This window comes from Pseudomonas sp. BIGb0558, assembly GCF_024807515.1.
Classification (GTDB): domain Bacteria; phylum Pseudomonadota; class Gammaproteobacteria; order Pseudomonadales; family Pseudomonadaceae; genus Aquipseudomonas; species Aquipseudomonas yamanorum_A.
In genome coordinates this window covers 18,478-34,086 of record NZ_JANUEW010000005.1, presented here as the reverse complement: position 1 = coordinate 34,086, position 15,609 = coordinate 18,478, and the positions used below count along the sequence as shown (strand labels likewise).

13 protein-coding genes are annotated in these 15,609 nt (G+C 62.1%); 8 read left to right on the top strand and 5 right to left on the bottom strand.

What is annotated here, in order from left to right:
• The first annotated feature begins 20 nt into the window (after window positions 1-20).
• Together M2400_RS09220 and M2400_RS09215 are read left to right on the top strand one after the other, a co-directional pair.
• Window positions 21-698, top strand: coding sequence for a heavy metal response regulator transcription factor (locus M2400_RS09220; protein ID WP_003216255.1), 678 nt, complete (start codon window positions 21-23; stop codon window positions 696-698).
• Window positions 688-2,052: a heavy metal sensor histidine kinase gene (locus M2400_RS09215; RefSeq protein WP_177043493.1), complete on the top strand. Its 1,365-nt coding sequence runs from the start codon at window positions 688-690 to the stop codon at window positions 2,050-2,052. The genes M2400_RS09220 and M2400_RS09215 overlap by 11 nt, the downstream gene beginning before the upstream one ends.
• A 13-nt stretch (window positions 2,053-2,065) precedes the next feature.
• On the opposite strand, the gene M2400_RS09210 is transcribed toward M2400_RS09215, so the two are convergent.
• Window positions 2,066-3,034 carry a LysR family transcriptional regulator gene (locus M2400_RS09210; RefSeq protein ID WP_003216257.1) on the bottom strand — a complete coding sequence of 323 codons (969 nt, stop codon included), beginning with the start codon at window positions 3,032-3,034 and terminating at the stop codon, window positions 2,066-2,068.
• Between the two features lie 191 nt (window positions 3,035-3,225).
• Between M2400_RS09210 and M2400_RS09205 the strand changes: the two genes are divergently transcribed.
• The 4 genes from M2400_RS09205 to M2400_RS09190 are packed head-to-tail and all read left to right on the top strand — an operon-like array spanning window position 3,226 to window position 7,992.
• The gene (locus M2400_RS09205) at window positions 3,226-4,737 is read left to right on the top strand and encodes an efflux transporter outer membrane subunit (RefSeq protein ID WP_259195815.1); all 1,512 of its coding nucleotides are present in this window, start codon (window positions 3,226-3,228) and stop codon (window positions 4,735-4,737) included.
• 10 nt (window positions 4,738-4,747) lie between these two features.
• Window positions 4,748-6,931 carry an FUSC family protein gene (locus M2400_RS09200; RefSeq protein ID WP_177078230.1) on the top strand — a complete coding sequence of 728 codons (2,184 nt, stop codon included), beginning with the start codon at window positions 4,748-4,750 and terminating at the stop codon, window positions 6,929-6,931.
• Window positions 6,921-7,121 (top strand): DUF1656 domain-containing protein, encoded by a 201-nt coding sequence (locus M2400_RS09195; protein WP_003216262.1) that lies wholly within the window; start codon window positions 6,921-6,923, stop codon window positions 7,119-7,121. The genes M2400_RS09200 and M2400_RS09195 overlap by 11 nt, the downstream gene beginning before the upstream one ends.
• Window positions 7,122-7,131: 10 nt before the next feature.
• Window positions 7,132-7,992: an HlyD family secretion protein gene (locus tag M2400_RS09190; protein WP_177043496.1), complete on the top strand. Its 861-nt coding sequence runs from the start codon at window positions 7,132-7,134 to the stop codon at window positions 7,990-7,992.
• 113 nt (window positions 7,993-8,105) lie between these two features.
• Here the strand turns inward: M2400_RS09190 and M2400_RS09185 are convergent, their stop codons facing one another.
• Window positions 8,106-8,504, bottom strand: coding sequence for a DUF4440 domain-containing protein (locus M2400_RS09185; protein ID WP_177114494.1), 399 nt, complete (start codon window positions 8,502-8,504; stop codon window positions 8,106-8,108).
• Window positions 8,504-9,691 carry an MFS transporter gene (locus tag M2400_RS09180; protein ID WP_259195813.1) on the bottom strand — a complete coding sequence of 396 codons (1,188 nt, stop codon included), beginning with the start codon at window positions 9,689-9,691 and terminating at the stop codon, window positions 8,504-8,506. Before M2400_RS09180 ends, M2400_RS09185 begins: the two co-directional genes overlap by 1 nt.
• Window positions 9,692-9,802: 111 nt before the next feature.
• On the opposite strand from M2400_RS09180, the gene M2400_RS09175 reads away from it, so the two are divergent.
• Complete coding sequence (locus M2400_RS09175; RefSeq protein WP_259195812.1) at window positions 9,803-10,666, top strand: LysR family transcriptional regulator; 864 nt, start codon at window positions 9,803-9,805, stop codon at window positions 10,664-10,666.
• Window positions 10,667-10,735: 69 nt separating this feature from the next.
• Here the strand turns inward: M2400_RS09175 and M2400_RS09170 are convergent, their stop codons facing one another.
• On the bottom strand, window positions 10,736-11,548 hold the full coding sequence (locus M2400_RS09170; protein WP_259195811.1) for an SDR family oxidoreductase: 813 nt from the start codon (window positions 11,546-11,548) through the stop codon (window positions 10,736-10,738).
• A gap of 20 nt (window positions 11,549-11,568) precedes the next feature.
• Window positions 11,569-12,033 carry a multidrug transporter gene (locus tag M2400_RS09165; protein WP_177043523.1) on the bottom strand — a complete coding sequence of 155 codons (465 nt, stop codon included), beginning with the start codon at window positions 12,031-12,033 and terminating at the stop codon, window positions 11,569-11,571.
• Between the two features lie 194 nt (window positions 12,034-12,227).
• Between M2400_RS09165 and M2400_RS09160 the strand changes: the two genes are divergently transcribed.
• Window positions 12,228-15,602 carry a dermonecrotic toxin domain-containing protein gene (locus tag M2400_RS09160; protein WP_259195810.1) on the top strand — a complete coding sequence of 1,125 codons (3,375 nt, stop codon included), beginning with the start codon at window positions 12,228-12,230 and terminating at the stop codon, window positions 15,600-15,602.
• Window positions 15,603-15,609: the final 7 nt, after the last annotated feature.

The following is a 15,609-nucleotide window of genomic DNA, read 5'->3' as shown; positions in this document are numbered from 1 at the left end:
CGTCCTGGAACAAAAGGCTCATGCGTGTACTGATTATTGAAGACGAAGAAAAAACCGCCGACTACCTGCACCGCGGGCTGACGGAGCAAGGCTATACCGTCGACGTCGCCCGTGAAGGCGTCGAAGGTTTGCACCTGGCCCTGGAGAACGATTACGCGGTGATCGTGCTCGACGTGATGCTGCCCGGCCTGGATGGCTTTGGCGTATTGCGCGCGCTGCGAGCGCGCAAGCAGACGCCGGTGATCATGCTCACCGCCCGTGAGCGTGTGGAAGACCGCATTCGCGGCCTGCGCGAAGGGGCGGACGATTACCTCGGCAAGCCGTTCTCGTTCCTCGAACTGGTGGCACGCCTGCAGGCCTTGACCCGTCGCAGCGGCGGGCACGAGCCGGTGCAGGTGACCATCGCCGACCTGTGGATCGACCTGATCAGCCGCAAGGCCAGTCGCAACGGGGTTCGCCTGGACCTGACCGCCAAGGAGTTCTCGCTGCTCAGCGTTTTGGCCCGGCGCCAGGGTGAAATCCTGTCCAAGACCTCGATTGCGGAAATGGTCTGGGACATCAATTTCGACAGCGACGCCAACGTGGTGGAAGTGGCGATCAAACGCCTGCGGGCCAAGCTCGACGGGCCGTTCGAACAGAAACTGCTGCACACCATTCGCGGCATGGGTTACGTGCTGGAGAACCGCAGTGTCGGCTAACTCGATCGCCCTGCGCCTGAGCGGCATGTTCACCCTGGTGGCGCTGCTGATCTTCCTGTTGATCGGCGGCGCGCTGTACCAGCAGGTGGACAAAGGCCTGGGCCTGTTGCCCGGTGCCGAGCTGGATGCGCGTTACAGCGTGCTGGAGTCCTCGGTGAATCGCTTCGGTACGCCGGACCATTGGGCCAAGATCACCGCCAAGCTCAAGCTGCTGGGGGAGGAAGACAAGCGCATCCGTTTCTGGGTGGTGAGCAGCGACCCCACCTACGAATATGGCAACCCGGACGCGCAGATTCGCGCCTTCGCCGAAGGCCCGACCGGCAAGCGTGATTTGCACCTGCCAGGCCATCATCATCCGTTCAAAGTGCTGGTCAGCCAGTTCCCGGCCAAGGACCAGCGCCCGCCGCTGCGCTTCATGATCGCCGTCGACACCGAGAATTTCCGCGCCACCCAACATCAACTGTTGGTGGCGCTGATCGGCCTGGCATTTGTCGGCGTGGTATTGGCCTCGCTGCTGGGGTTCTGGGTGGCGCGTATCGGCCTCAAGCCGCTGATCAAGCTGTCGGATGAAGCGCAGAAACTCGCGCCGCCGAAACTCTCCGGGCGCCTGCAATTGTCGCCGTTGCCGCCGGAGCTGAAGCAGTTCGTCAACTCCTTCAACTCGACCCTGGACCGGGTGGAGCAAGCGTACTCGCGCCTGGAGTCGTTCAACGCCGACGTGGCCCATGAGCTGCGCTCGCCGTTGACCAACCTGATTGGCCAGACCCAGGTGGCGCTGACCCGCGGGCGTTCGGCCGAGCATTATTTCGAGGTGCTGCAATCGAACCTCGAAGAGCTGGAGCGGCTGCGTTCGATCATCAACGACATGCTGTTTCTGGCCAGCGCCGACCAGGGCAGCAAGGCCACCAAGCTGATCACCAGTTCACTGGCGGATGAAGTGGCAACCACCCTGGATTACCTGGACTTCATCCTCGAAGACGCCCAGGTGCAGGTGCGGGTGAGCGGTGATGCCCAGGTGCAGATCGAGAAGGCGCATCTGCGCCGGGCGCTGATCAACCTGTTGAGCAATGCGGTGCAGCACACGGCGCCGGGGCAGGTGATCGAGGTGAAGATCGAAGTGCTGGAGGATCACGTGGCGATCGGGGTGACCAACCCGGGCGATGAGATTGCCAGCGAGCATCTGCCTCGGTTGTTCGAGCGGTTCTATCGGGTGGACGCGTCCCGCAGCAACAGCGGGGCGAATCACGGATTGGGGCTGGCGATCGTCAAGGCGATCGCGCTGATGCACGGCGGGGATGTGTTTGTGCGCAGCGAGGCCGGCGGCAACACCTTTGGCATTACGCTGCCGGTGTAGCGGCTGACCACCCTCAGTTACTCAGTCGTACCCCGCCCAGACTGCCGCTCAGTTCATAGGCCGCCAGTTCCGCCTGATGCGCGGCCATGATCTCCGGCAAGGAGCTGCGCAGGTATTCCACCCACGTCTTGATCTTCGCATCCAGGTACTGGCGCGACGGGTAGATGGCGTACAGGTTGAGTTCCTGGGAGCGATAGTTGGGCATCACCCGCACCAGCGTGCCGTTGCGCAGACCTTCAATCGCCGCATACACCGGCAACAGGCCAACGCCCATGCCGCTGGTGATCGCGGTTTTCATCGCATCCGCCGAGTTCACCAGGAACGGTGAGCTGTTGATCGCGACGCTTTCCTGGCCTTCAGGGCCATTGAACGACCATTTATCCAGCTGGATCACCGGGCTTACCAGGCGCAGGCACGCGTGGTTGAGCAGGTCGCTGGGCCGTTGCGCGCAGCCGTTGGCCTTGACGTAAGCCGGCGAGGCACAGGCGATGCTGTAAGTTATCCCCAGGCGTTGCGAGACAAACCCCGAATCCGGCAGCTCGCTGGCCAGCACGATGGACACGTCGTAGCCCTCGTCCAGCAAGTCTGGCACGCGGTTGGCCATGGTCAGGTCAAAGGTCACGTCCGGGTGGGTGCGGCGGTAGCGGGCAATCGCGTCGATCACGAAGTGCTGGCCGATGCCGGTCATGGTGTGCACTTTCAGCTGGCCGGCGGGGCGGGCGTGGGCGTCGCTGGCTTCGGCCTCGGCTTCTTCGACGTAGGCCAGGATCTGCTCGCAACGCAGCAAATAGCGCTTGCCGGCCTCGGTCAGGGCGATACGGCGGGTGGTGCGGTTGAGCAAACGGGTTTGCAGATGGGCCTCAAGGTTGGAGACCGCGCGCGAGACGTTGGCAGTGGTGGTATCCAGTTGCACGGCGGCGGCGGTGAAGCTGCCGGCTTCGGCCACACAACTGAAGGCGCGCATGTTTTGCAAAGTGTCCATGGGGTGCTCTCTGGGAGATGGCAAATTGTGACACGAAGTTTCTTTTTTTTGCAGAGCGAATAATGAACCTACGAACGGATTATCGCCTGAACGGTAACAAAGATTCACAAGAATCCCACCTTATCGCCATCCAGCCCGCCCCTTAGAATTGCGCCACCTTCCCCGCAACACCCTCTCAGGAATTCGCAGCAGTGCCGCGTCGCATCAGCAGAGAGCTGAAGACTCTCAGTGTTTGGGCCTTATCGTTAGCAATCAGCGGCTGCATCGGAACCGGAGGAGTTGCCCCCCAAGGGCAGTCACTCATCGCCAACACATTGGCCACCGACGAAGCGATCAAAACCGCTGCCCAGGACGCCCACTGGCCCACTGCGCAATGGTGGCAAGCCTACGGCGACCCGCAACTCAACCACTGGATCGACCTCGCCGTGCAAGGCAGCCCGAGCATGGCCATGGCCGCCGCTCGCGTGCGGGAAGCCCGGGCCATGGCCGGCATCGCCGAGTCGGCCGAGTCGTTGCAGGTCAATGGCGACGCCACGCTCAAGCGCCACAACTGGCCCAGCGACCAATTCTATGGCCCGGGCGCGCTGGACAATTCCACCACCTGGGACAACAACGCTTCCCTGGGCTTGAGCTATGCCCTCGACCTCTGGGGCCGCGAAAGCAATGCCACCGAGCGTGCCGTGGACATGGCCCACATGAGCGCCGCCGAAGCCCGCCAGGCCCAGCTTGAATTGCAGAGCAACGTGGTGCGCGCCTATATCCAGTTGTCGTTGCACTTCGCCCAGCGGGACATCGTGGCCGCGACCCTGGCCCAGCAGCAACAGATCCTCGACCTTGCGCAAAAGCGCCTGAATGGCGGGATCGGCACCCACTTCGAAGTCAGCCAGGCCGAGACGCCGTTGCCGGAAACCCATAGGCAACTGGACGCCCTGGATGAAGCCATCGCCCTGAGCCGCAACCAGCTGGCTGCGCTGGCGGGCAAGGGGCCGGGGGCGGGCGCGCAATTGCAGCGGCCGACCTTGTCCCTCGCGGCACCGCTGAAATTGCCCTCGCGCTTGCCCGCCGAACTGCTCGGCCAGCGCCCGGACGTGGTTGCCAGCCGCTGGCAAGTGGCGGCCCAGGCCCGTGGCATTGATGTGGCCCACGCCGGTTTCTACCCCAACGTCGACCTGGTGGGCAGCCTCGGCTACGTCGCCACCGGCGGCGGGATGCTCAGTTTCCTCACGGGCAAAAAGCTCAACTACACCGCTGGCCCGGCCATCAGCCTGCCGATCTTCGACGGTGGCCGCCTGCGCTCGCAACTGGGTGAAGCCAGCGCCGGCTACGACATCGCCGTCGCGCACTACAACCAGACCCTGGTCAATGCGCTCAAGGGCATCAGCGACCAGTTGATCCGCCGCGAGTCGATGGACAAGCAACAGGCGTTCGCCGCCGAATCCGTAGCCTCGGCGCAGAAAACCTACGACATCGCGATGATCGCCTACCAGCGCGGCCTCACCGACTACCTCAACGTGCTGAACGCCCAGAGCCTGTTGTTCCGCCAGCAGCAGGTGCAGCAACAGGTCCAGGCCGCGCGCCTGAGTGCCCACGCCGAACTGGTGACCGCGTTGGGCGGTGGCCTCGGTGCCGGCAGCGACGTGCCGCAAGACAGCAAGACTCTCCCGAGCAAGACCCCGGCGGCCCTCGCCGTGTTTGATCACTGAGTAGGACGCAATGACTCCCTTGCCTGCACCGCTGCGCTGGTTGCACGCCCTTGAGTGGCGCCGTGGTTTTTTCGACTGGGCACGCAGTGATGGCGTGACCTGGGTGTATATCTTCAAGGTACTGATCGCGGCGTTCCTGACGCTGTGGCTGGCCATGCGCCTGGAATTGCCGCAGCCGCGCACCGCGATGATCACCGTATTTATTGTGATGCAGCCGCAAAGCGGGCAGGTATTTGCCAAGAGTTTCTACCGCTTCCTTGGCACCCTGGCGGGCTCGGCGGTGATGGTGTTTCTCATCGCCCTGTTTGCGCAGAACACCGAGCTGTTCCTGGGTTCGCTGGCGATCTGGGTCGGCATCTGCACCGCCGGCGCGACCCGCAATCGCAACTTTCGCGCCTACGGGTTTGTGCTGGCCGGCTACACCGCGGCGATGGTTGGCTTGCCGGCCCTGGCCCATCCGGATGGCGCCTTTATGGCGGCGGTGTGGCGGGTCCTGGAAATCTCGTTGGGGATTGTCTGCTCCACGCTGGTCAGTGCCGCGATCCTGCCGCAAACCGCCAGTGCTGCGATGCGCAACGCCCTGTACCAACGCTTCGGTGTGTTCGCGTTATTTGTCACCGATGGCCTGCGTGGTCGCAGCGAGCGCGAAGGGTTTGAGCGCAGCAACGTGCGTTTTATCGCCGAAGCCGTGGGCCTGGAAGGACTGCGCAGCATCACCGTGTTCGAAGACCCGCACATGCGTCGGCGCAATGGCCGGCTGACGCGGTTGAACAGCGAGTTCATGGGCATCACTACCCGCTTCAATGCCTTGCACCAACTGCTGGAACGCCTGCGCAGCCAAGAGGCCGATCACGTGGTGGCCGCTATCAAGCCAGGCCTGCAAGACCTCGCGGAATTGCTCGACGGCTTCTCCGGTCGCGCCCTCACCAGCCCCGACGCCGCGCGCCTGGTCAGCCAACTGACCGCCTACAAGGAAGGCCTGCCCGCCAAGGTGCGCAGCCTGCGGGCGAGCTTTCAGGAAAGCGCGCCCAGTGACGCCGAGCAGCTGGATTTTCACACCGCCTACGAGCTGCTGTACCGCTTCGTCGACGAGTTGCACAGCTACGCACAAACCCACGCGTCCCTGGCCGACCACAGCCATGAGCGCGAACACTGGGACGAGCCCTACACCCCGAAAACCAACTGGCTGGCCTGCGCCGCCTCGGGGATTCGCGCCTCGTTCATCCTAGTCGTGCTCGGCAGTTACTGGGTGGCCACGGCGTGGCCCAGCGGCGCCACCATGACCCTGATCGCCGCCGCGACGGTGGGCTTGTCCGCCGCCACGCCGAACCCCAAGCGCATGGCGTTTCAAATGGCCTGCGGCACCTTGATCGGGGCGCTGGTGGGCTTTGTCGAGATGTTCTTCGTGTTCCCCTGGATCGACGGGTTCCCGCTGCTGTGCGTGATGCTCGCGCCGGTGATCATCTTCGGCTCGTTCCTGGCCTCGCGCCCGCAATACGCGGGAGTCGGCGTCGGGTTGCTGATCTTCTTCAGCACCGGCTCGGTGCCAGACAACCTCACGATCTACAACCCCTACACCTTCATCAACGACTACATCGCGATGGTCATCGGCATGCTGGTGTGTGCGGCGGCGGGGGCAATCATCCTGCCGCCCAACAGCCGCTGGTTGTGGCGCCGGCTGGAGCAGGATTTGCGCGAGCAAGTAGTGTTCGCCATCAGCGGCAAGCTCAAGGGCCTGGCGTCGGGTTTCGAAAGCCGCACCCGCGACTTGCTGCACCAGGCCTACGGCTTCGCCGCCGGGCAACCCCAGGTGCAACGCAACCTGCTGCGCTGGATGTTCGTGGTGCTGGAAGTCGGCCACGCGATTATCGAGTTGCGCAAGGAGCAGGCAATCCTGCCGGTGCACCCGGCGTATGCCGAATCCCAACCGTGGCGCCAGGCGATCCGGGTGATGGGCCGCTCATTGGTGCGACTGTTCCTGCAACCCAGCGCCAGCAATCTGGAACGCAGCCTGGTCGCCGTGGACCATGCCATCAGCCGGGTGCAGGCCACCGACGAACCTTTCGCCCCGCACTTCGACACCTCGGCCCTGCGCCGGGTGAAAAGCTACCTGCACTTTATCCGCACCTCATTGCTGGACCCGCAATCACCCCTGGCTGCCCTCAAGCCTGAAGGACCCGCTCATGCCTCGTGAAATCGCCTTCCACGGCGTGTACATGCCCACCATGACCCTGATGTTTCTGATCGCGGCGGGGTTGGCCTGGGCCCTGGACCGGTTCCTGGCCGGCTTCGACCTGTACCGTTTTTTCTGGCACCCGGCGTTGCTGCGCCTGAGCCTGTTCGCTTGCTTGTTCGGCGCCCTGGCGTTGACCGTCTACCGTTGAGAATGCCCCGATGAAAAAGTTTTTCAGCCTGCTCGCGACCTTGCTGGTACTGGCCCTGGCGATCTGGATTGGCCGCACGTTGTGGGTGCATTACATGGAAACTCCCTGGACCCGCGATGGCCGGGTGCGCGCCGACATCATCAACGTCGCCGCTGACGTCACCGGCGAGGTGGTCAATGTCCCGGTGCGTGACAACCAACTGGTGAAGAAGGGTGACCTGCTGATGCAGATCGACCCCGAGCACTACCAGATAGCCGTCAAGCAGGCGCAATCGCTGGTGGCGTCCCGCAAGGCCACCTGGGAAATGCGCAAGGTCAACGCCCACCGCCGCGCCGACCTCGATGCCCTGGTGATCTCCAAGGAAAACCGTGACGACGCCAGCAACATCGCCGACTCGGCCCTGGCGGATTACCAACATGCGCTGGCGCAACTGGAAGCGGCCGAGCTGAACCTCAAACGCACCCAGGTGCTGGCGGCGGTGGACGGCTACGTCACCAACCTCAACGTGCACCGCGGCGACTACGCGCGCATCGGCGAGGCGAAGATGGCGGTGGTGGATATGAACTCGTTCTGGGTGTACGGCTTCTTTGAGGAGACCAAGCTGCCCCACGTCAAAGTCGGTGATACAGCCGACATGCAACTGATGAGCGGCGAAACCCTCAAGGGCCACGTGGAAAGCATCTCGCGCGGGATCTACGACCGCGACAACCCGGAGAGCCGCGAGCTGATCGCCGATGTGAACCCGACGTTCAACTGGGTGCGCCTGGCCCAGCGGGTGCCGGTGCGGATTCACATCGATGAAGTGCCGGAGGGTGTGCTGTTGGCGGCGGGTATCACCTGCACCGTGATCGTCAACCAAACACAGAATTAATTGTGGGAGCTGGCTTGCCTGCGATGGCGGTGCATCAGTCAGAGAAGTATTGGCTGATACTCCGCTATCGCAGGCAAGCCAGCTCCTACCGTTGATCTTCATCGTTTGTGAAATCAGGCTTGTAAAAATGTCTCGTGTAAGTGGCGCCACAGCAGGGCGCCGCTGGCCTGCTTTTCAAACACCACGGTCGAACGCCGATCGGTTTGTGCGCCGCTGCCGTCCACCTGCTGCTCGCGATAACTTAACGTCGCACCACGGGCGTGTCGGTCAATCCCGGCAAATTCGCTGAGGCTGATCCTGAACCCGGGCCGCTTGCCACCGGCCTGGCTGAACAGCTGGTTGAGCAGCGCAAAATCCAGCTGCTTGCCCGCCGGGGTGATCATGGAAAAGTCCGGGGAAAAGCGCGCAAGCAAAGTCTCCAGTGTGCCCTCGGGTGCGGTCCCGGCAAACCATTGTTCGATCTCGACATGGGCCTGGATCACTTCATCAAAAAAGTCGCGGTAATCAATCATCATGTGGGCTCGCTGGCAGGGTGAAGCAGTGTGCGTACCTTGGATGCATCCAGGCACAGTACTGCAATCAGGGGAAACAGGGTCAACGCTGCGGCAATCGCAAAGGTCGCGGTGAAGGAGTCCAGCGCGGCCAGCACGGCACTGAGCAACGCTGCCCCGAGGCAAAAACTCAGTTGCCGATTGATGTTCCACAAGGCGCTGGCGTGGCCCATGCGTTCGGCCGGAATATCGAGAAAGGCCAGGGTTTGCGCGGTGCTGCTGCACAGGCTGCCGCCCAGGCCCATCAGGGTGTAGGCGAGCACCACGACAGGCGGGTGGGGTTCGATCAGCAACAGGATGCCGATGGATTGCAGCACCATGCCCGCCAGCAGCAACGGCCGGGGCCCGCAACGATTGAACAGTTTTTTGCTCAGGGCAATGGCCACCCCCGAGGCCAGCGCCCAAGGCAGCATCAGCGCGCCGATGTGGCTGGCGGTAAATCCCAGGCCGTGCAGGTAAAGAATCGCCACCAGGCTGGTGCCGATAAAGACGCCCGGGATGAACAGGTAAACCAGCATCGCCACCCGCAGCAGCGGACGACGGATCTGCCCCAGCACCGCGCCGAGGTCCACGGGCGGGCGGGTGGAAGAGGGTGTGTCTGCCTCCAGCCAGCGCAAGGTCAACGTCAGGGTGATCAGTGCCAGCGGCAGGTTGGCGAAAAAGATCCAGCGCCACGACACGCTGTCCACCACCAAACCGCCCAGTGCTGGCGACAGTGCTGGGACCAGCAGCGCCACGAACATGACTTTGGCTGTCAGTTGGCTGCGTTGTGCCGGCGGAAAATGCCGATAGGCCAGGGCCTGGCCCACCGGGATCAACAAGCCGCCGCCCAGGCCTTGCAGCAGGCGCCAGCCGATCAGCGCTTCAATCGATGCGGCCTGGCCCACCAGCACCGAGGCGAGGCCGAACAACAACAGGCTGACGGCAATCAAGCGCCGCTCACCCAGCAGTGCCGCCAGCCACACGCTCAGGGGAATCACCACGGTCAGGCCGAGCATATAGGCGTTGCCGATCCACGCCAGTTGGGTGACCGAGGCCTGCAATTCGCGGGCGATGTCCGGGTAGGCGATGGTGGCGACAAACATGTTCACCAGGTCCAGGGCGAAGCCCAGTAGAAAGATCCAGGTGACTTTCGAGCGGTAGGTCATGGCGCGGTTCCTGCGTTGGATGGCGGCAGGGTAGGCGCGTGCGGGCACTTGGGAAACAGCGGTTTGACTGTTAGCTTGTCAAAAATATTTTGACAATGGAGGGCGTGGACAATGGTCAGCCTGGATCGATTCGACACCTTCAAGGCCGTGGTCGAGGCCGGATCGTTGACCGCAGCCGCTGATTTCCTGGGGCAGACGCGGGCCGTGGTGAGCTTCAACCTCAAGCGCCTGGAGGCCGAGCTGGGTGTCACCCTGTTAACCCGCAGTACGCGCCAACTGGCGCTGACCGATGCCGGTGAGCGCTTTTACCTGCGCTGCACGCGGATGCTGGAAGAGGCGCGGCTGGCGGTGGAGGAAGCCCGTTCGGAACACAGCCAGCTCAAGGGCACGCTACGGATCACCACCACTGTCGAGTACGGATTGGCCGTGGTGGTGCCGGTGCTGGAAACCTTTCGCGGCCTGCACCCGGAATTGAACGTTCAGTTATCCACATCCTCCAGTCATGCCGACCTGATCTCCGAGCGGTTCGATGTCGCTATCCGGCTGGGGCGCATGCTCGATTCGAATCATCGGGCGGTGCAGCTGTCGAGCTACGAGATTTTTGCCGTGGCCGCGCCGGGTTTCGCCGGGGTCACCACCCTGGATGAACTGGAGCAACTGCCCAAGCTCGGGCATGGACGGTTGACGGAATTGGCGGTGGTCGACCCGGCGGGCCTGGAGCACCTGTATCGCCCGGGGCCCGGCAAGGCCTCACTGGTTGCCGACAGCGCCGCGATCCTGCAGGCATTCGCCGTGCGCGGGCATGGCGTGGCGATCCTGCCCCAATGGCTGGTGCAGGACGACCTCGATGCAGGGCGTTTGGTGCGGCTGCTGCCGGGCTATCGGTTTGCGCCACAGGGGGTGTATGCGCTGTACCCGGACACCCGGCACCTGCCGCTGAAAGTGCGGGCCTTCATTGATTTCATGAAAGGCTGATCCGTCGAGGAGTCGCAAACCTTGTGGCGAGGGAGCAAGCTCCCTCGCCACAAGTCAGCGGTGCTGCTATTACAAGGTTCCGCTTAGGCCAAAGCGTTTTTTCAGGACCGTCTCCAGCAACCCCTTGGGCAACAACGCCGCCATCCACGGCAGTGCCTGGCAGCCATTACCCGAGCGCAACAGGCGCGGCGGTGTGCTCTGTTGTACGGCCTTGAGCACATCGGCAGCGAACTTGCTGGCGGGCGTAGGCCGATCCTGGGAAGCCTTGGCCCGGGCGCGGATGCTTTCACGCAGCGGCCACCAGGGCGATTGCTCATTGATCAACAGCTCGGCCTGGGTGCCGGCGTTTTTCGCAAAGCTGGTATCGATGGCGCCCGGTTGCACTTCCATCACGCGCACGCCAAACGGTGCCAGCTCCATGCGCAACGCATCGCTCAAGGCATGCACCGCCGCTTTTGAAGCGCAGTACGCACCGGCAAACGGCGTGACCAGCACCCCCGAGACACTGCCGATATTCACCACCAACCCTTTGCGCTGGCGCAGGGCCGGGAACAGCGCCTGCGTCACCCCGACCACTGAAAACACATTGGTCTGGAACTGCTGCTGCATCGCCTGGGTGCCGCCGTCGAGCAACGGGCCCATGGCGCCGTAGCCGGCGTTGTTGATCAGTACGTCCAGCGCGCCGATCTGCCCGGCCAAGTGCGCCAGTGCAGCGCTGTCGTTGACGTCCAGTTGCACGGCGTTAAAGCCGGCGGCGCTGAGTGTTGCAACATCCTCGGTGCGCCGGGCACTGGCCCACACGTCAAAGCCCGCGTGTTTGAAGGCATCCGCCAGGGCACGGCCAATGCCACTGGAACACCCGGTAATGAGTACGTTGGGCATGAATCAATCCTTTGTCAGGGTTAGTCGGAAAAGCTGCCTTGCAAATGCTCGGCGCGAAATTCCAGGGTTTGCGGGCGGTAGCCGGGGCGCAGCGGCGGCACCGGCAGGCAGTCTTCCCAGGTGGCGCCGGCCTGCAGTTCACCGGGGCCGCGATAGCGCGGGGCAGCGTACACGTTGTCCGCCAGGTTGACCGTATCGCCCGGCGCATAGGCCGCGATGCGCCAGCGCAGTTCGGTCAGCGGCACGTTGTTGCCGTTGTTCAGGGTGAGTTTGAGCGGACGGTCCGCCGGGCACTCTTTAGGGGCGTACACGGTACGTAGCTCCAGGCGTGCCAATTGCTGGGCCTCGCGGTTGTCCAGCCACACCACCCACATCGCTACCAGGCCCAGGCCGACGGCGGCCGCGAGGGAAACCGGCAAGGCCCGGGCCGGGTAGCGCAGCAGAAGGATTAGCCAGGTAATGACCAGCAGAACACCGATGAACACGATAAAACCCTCGCTTGCCATGAGCGTTCATCGTAGCTGAGCTCGGGGGCCAAGCCTATTCACTTACCGTAACGTATTGCACTTTTCCCACAGGAACCCGCCGCCTCTCTTACACCACTGATTGATTCATCATCGGAGCGATATCACTTTTAAAAGGGCAATGGACTGACTCCCTTAATGACAGGGTCCATTCAATGATCGTTAAGCGTCACACCCACTATCATCCTGATCTTCCCCCTCCATCTGATTCATCCAACCAGCCATCCTCTGGGAGCGAGGCGCCAGGCCCTGGAGCACCGGCGCCATTTTCTGGCCTCCCTGCCATTGGTACGCCAGCCATACCCGTCGTGCGGAGCATTCATCCGGCCACGGTCGCCGAGTATGTTTTTGGCAAGCCTGCTTCTGCTCCGCAGGGCTTCCTCGGCCAGCACGATGCACTCAACATTAAAATCAACCGGTTGATCAGCCAGCAGCCCACCTATGAACAATTTGTGCAGGAGTATCACGAGTACGTTGCCAAGACGCCTGGCGCCGTGGGAGAAATCGGGGAGCTGTTTGCCAACGCCGTCACTCGGTACTGGACGTCTCCCCGCCCCAACGAAAAAGATCCGAGCCCACCTCAAGATCAATTGATCAACCTGCACCGGGAAATGCTTTCCACCCAGGCGGCTTTGCGCCTGGAGGACGGTACCCTGAGCCCGGCGAGCAAAGCCCTGATCGACAAGGCGTTCCGCTATCCCACGTTGGCCGCCCGGGAAAGCGCTTTCCCCGACGGTGCGCGGCCTGGCGTTTACCCGATCACGGTGGATGACAACACGCCAAACGGCGCGCGGCTGGCCGGAGCCTTCATGATTACCTCCACAGATGGTTCCTGGAAGACACAACCTCACTGGCCCAACGGTAACAAAAACATCAAGGCTGACGAAGGTAACGGCCCTGTGGTGCTTTACACCCCCGGCGAAGGGTTTGAGGAGTTTGCGACCCCGGCCCAACTGCAAGCGGCGCTGGCCCAACGCATTGACCAGGGAGGTATCCCCGCAGCGCTCCTGTCGGAAAGTCTGCCGTTGTCGGTGGAAAAACTGCGCAAGCCTTTGCGCGGGGATGACCTGACGCTCAGTTTCGCGCCCACTTCAGGGGATGTGATAGCAGAGGCCGTCCCTCAGCTTTTGGAGCGGCAAAAAGCCGAGCTGAGCGCCTTGACTCACTCAGACACCAGCGACATGGACGGCCCCCAAATCGCCCAGGCCATGAACAATGCCGCCAATTGGTCGTCTCAAATGGACAGCAGCAATGCCATGCTTGCCCGGGGTGAAAAGCTCGAAGATAAACAACAGCCGCCATGGTTGAAAAACCTGTCCCCCATGAACGCGGGGCAATATCAATACCTGGACACGAGCGAGCACCAATCCCTCCAGAACCTGGTGCCGTTATTGGAAGAAATTCCCTCGCTGCAGCGTTTTGCCAATCAGCAACTGAACGCCGCGCTGCAGAAAAAATACCCGACGGCGAATTTTGACCCGGACAAGATCGTGGTGACCACCACCACGCAATCCAAAGTGCATACCGGTCGGCCCGGCGCCTACGTTCCACGCAATGTCAGCAGCCACCAAAGTTCTTTGACTGAGCTGGCCTTGAAAAACCCTACTGCCTGGCCTGCCGCAGACAGTCACCAGTATTCTTCCGTGGCATTCGCCGCACCGTTGACCGACGCCTCGGGCAAGCCGGTACTGGGGGCAGACGGAAATCCCGTGGTCTTGGGAACTGCAGAGCTCAAGGCGTTGGTCAATGAGCTGGACGTGGGCGGCAACTACATCCAGCTTCTCAAGACGCGAATGGCGCCCGACGCTCAGACCGGAGAACCGGGGAAACTGCGTTCCGCGTGGAAAGCCAACCTGTCCGATGTGATGAACAAGCAGGCGTTTCTGGGGGAATTGAACCCGCAGGCTTATCCACAGGGATCCCCGGCATCCGAGTGGGTCCAGACCGTGCTCGATTTTCCGGACCCGGCCACCCGGCCCCAGGTGGATGGAAAAAACATCGTCGCCAACACCGTCAGTCACCATGGCCAGGCGCTCCAGGGTGTCATCGCCATTGGCAATGGCGAGGCCGGGCCGCTGGTGTTGTATACCCCTGATGCGCCTGACGGCATGTCCTTTCGACAAGTTGCCAACCAGGCTGCCCTGGAGGCGCTTTTCGAGCAGCCGGAATGGAAAGCCTATGCCCGAAGCAAAACGTCGCCGCTCAATCCGGACAGCCTGGGGGCTGTCATCCAGGACTATCGAGACGGCGACGTCATCAAAAACCTCAAGCGTGTGGGCAAGGCGAACGAGCTGACAAGCAATGCGTACCTCAAACCTATTCAGGGTGACTTTCAGGACGCACTGTACAAACAGCTGACGGAGATACTGCTCGATAAGGCGGATCTCGGTTCTGTCAGCTCCGCCGAGGTGGCCAAGGAGTCGGCCTACAACAAGACGATGTTCGGTATCGAGATCGCCACCCAGTTCATGGACCTCTTGCCGGTGATTGGAAAGGGCATTTCGACTGCCGTCAGGCTCACCAGATCCGGGCTGAGGGTCATCAGGGCGCCTGGCCAATCCATCGTGAGGGTGCTCGACAAACCCAACCGACTTGCCATGATCTATAGCCGTTACGGCGGCGGAGTGAAGACTGGTGATACGGCCAGTCCGATTCTGCGCCCGGTCCTGCAGCCGTCGCTGGCAGCCAGGGTCATGCCGCTGACACCCTCGGAAATAGCGGGTCAAGGTAGGGGCGCAACGCGCACGTTGCCAGACATCAGTGCCTATTCCGTACCTGAGAACGTGCTCGACGGCCGTACGATGAGGGGCGATGGTACTTATCAACTCGGGGAGCAGTTCTATGTGCGTTACACCGACGGTACCGGCGTCAGCAAGCCGTATGAAATCAGCCCGGTTTACAAAGTCGAAAGCGGATACGTTCGAGTCATTGACCCGCAAACCAAAAAGACCGTGGCGTTCCTGCAGTCGGCAGGTGAGGGGCAATGGCGGCTGAACAGGATGCTGGGTGGTGCGGGGGGAGAAGGCAGTCAAGGGGTCAAACGCCCAGCGACTCTCGATATACAGCCGGCCTCTTCCAATGCCTCAAAAAGACCTAGAACGCCCGAAGCCTTTCCAGGTGAAAAAGCCGAGCTGGAGGCTCCCGTCAAAGGCGAGAACGTGTATTACCACTACACGGGGAACAACGCGTCGGCTTCCATCAATGCCGACTGGCATTTGCAGTCGTCCTCTAAAGATCTGAAAGGGCAACCTTTACCCCGTGGCCAGGGCCGGCATTACTTTACGGACCTGAGGCCTGAAGATACGAACCAGGCTGAGATATCCCGGACGATCTTTGGTCGGCGTCCCGGCGGTAATACCCAGGATAAAATGACGCAATACTACGAGATCAATACATCGGGCCTGACGGTAATGCCAACTGAAAATCCGCACATTTTTTACGTGGATACAAAGTTCGCCATTCCCTTGAAGTACCGGGACGGCAATGGCAACCCAGTTAATCGAATCATTAAAAAGGGCCCGTTCGGCTGAGGTCAGG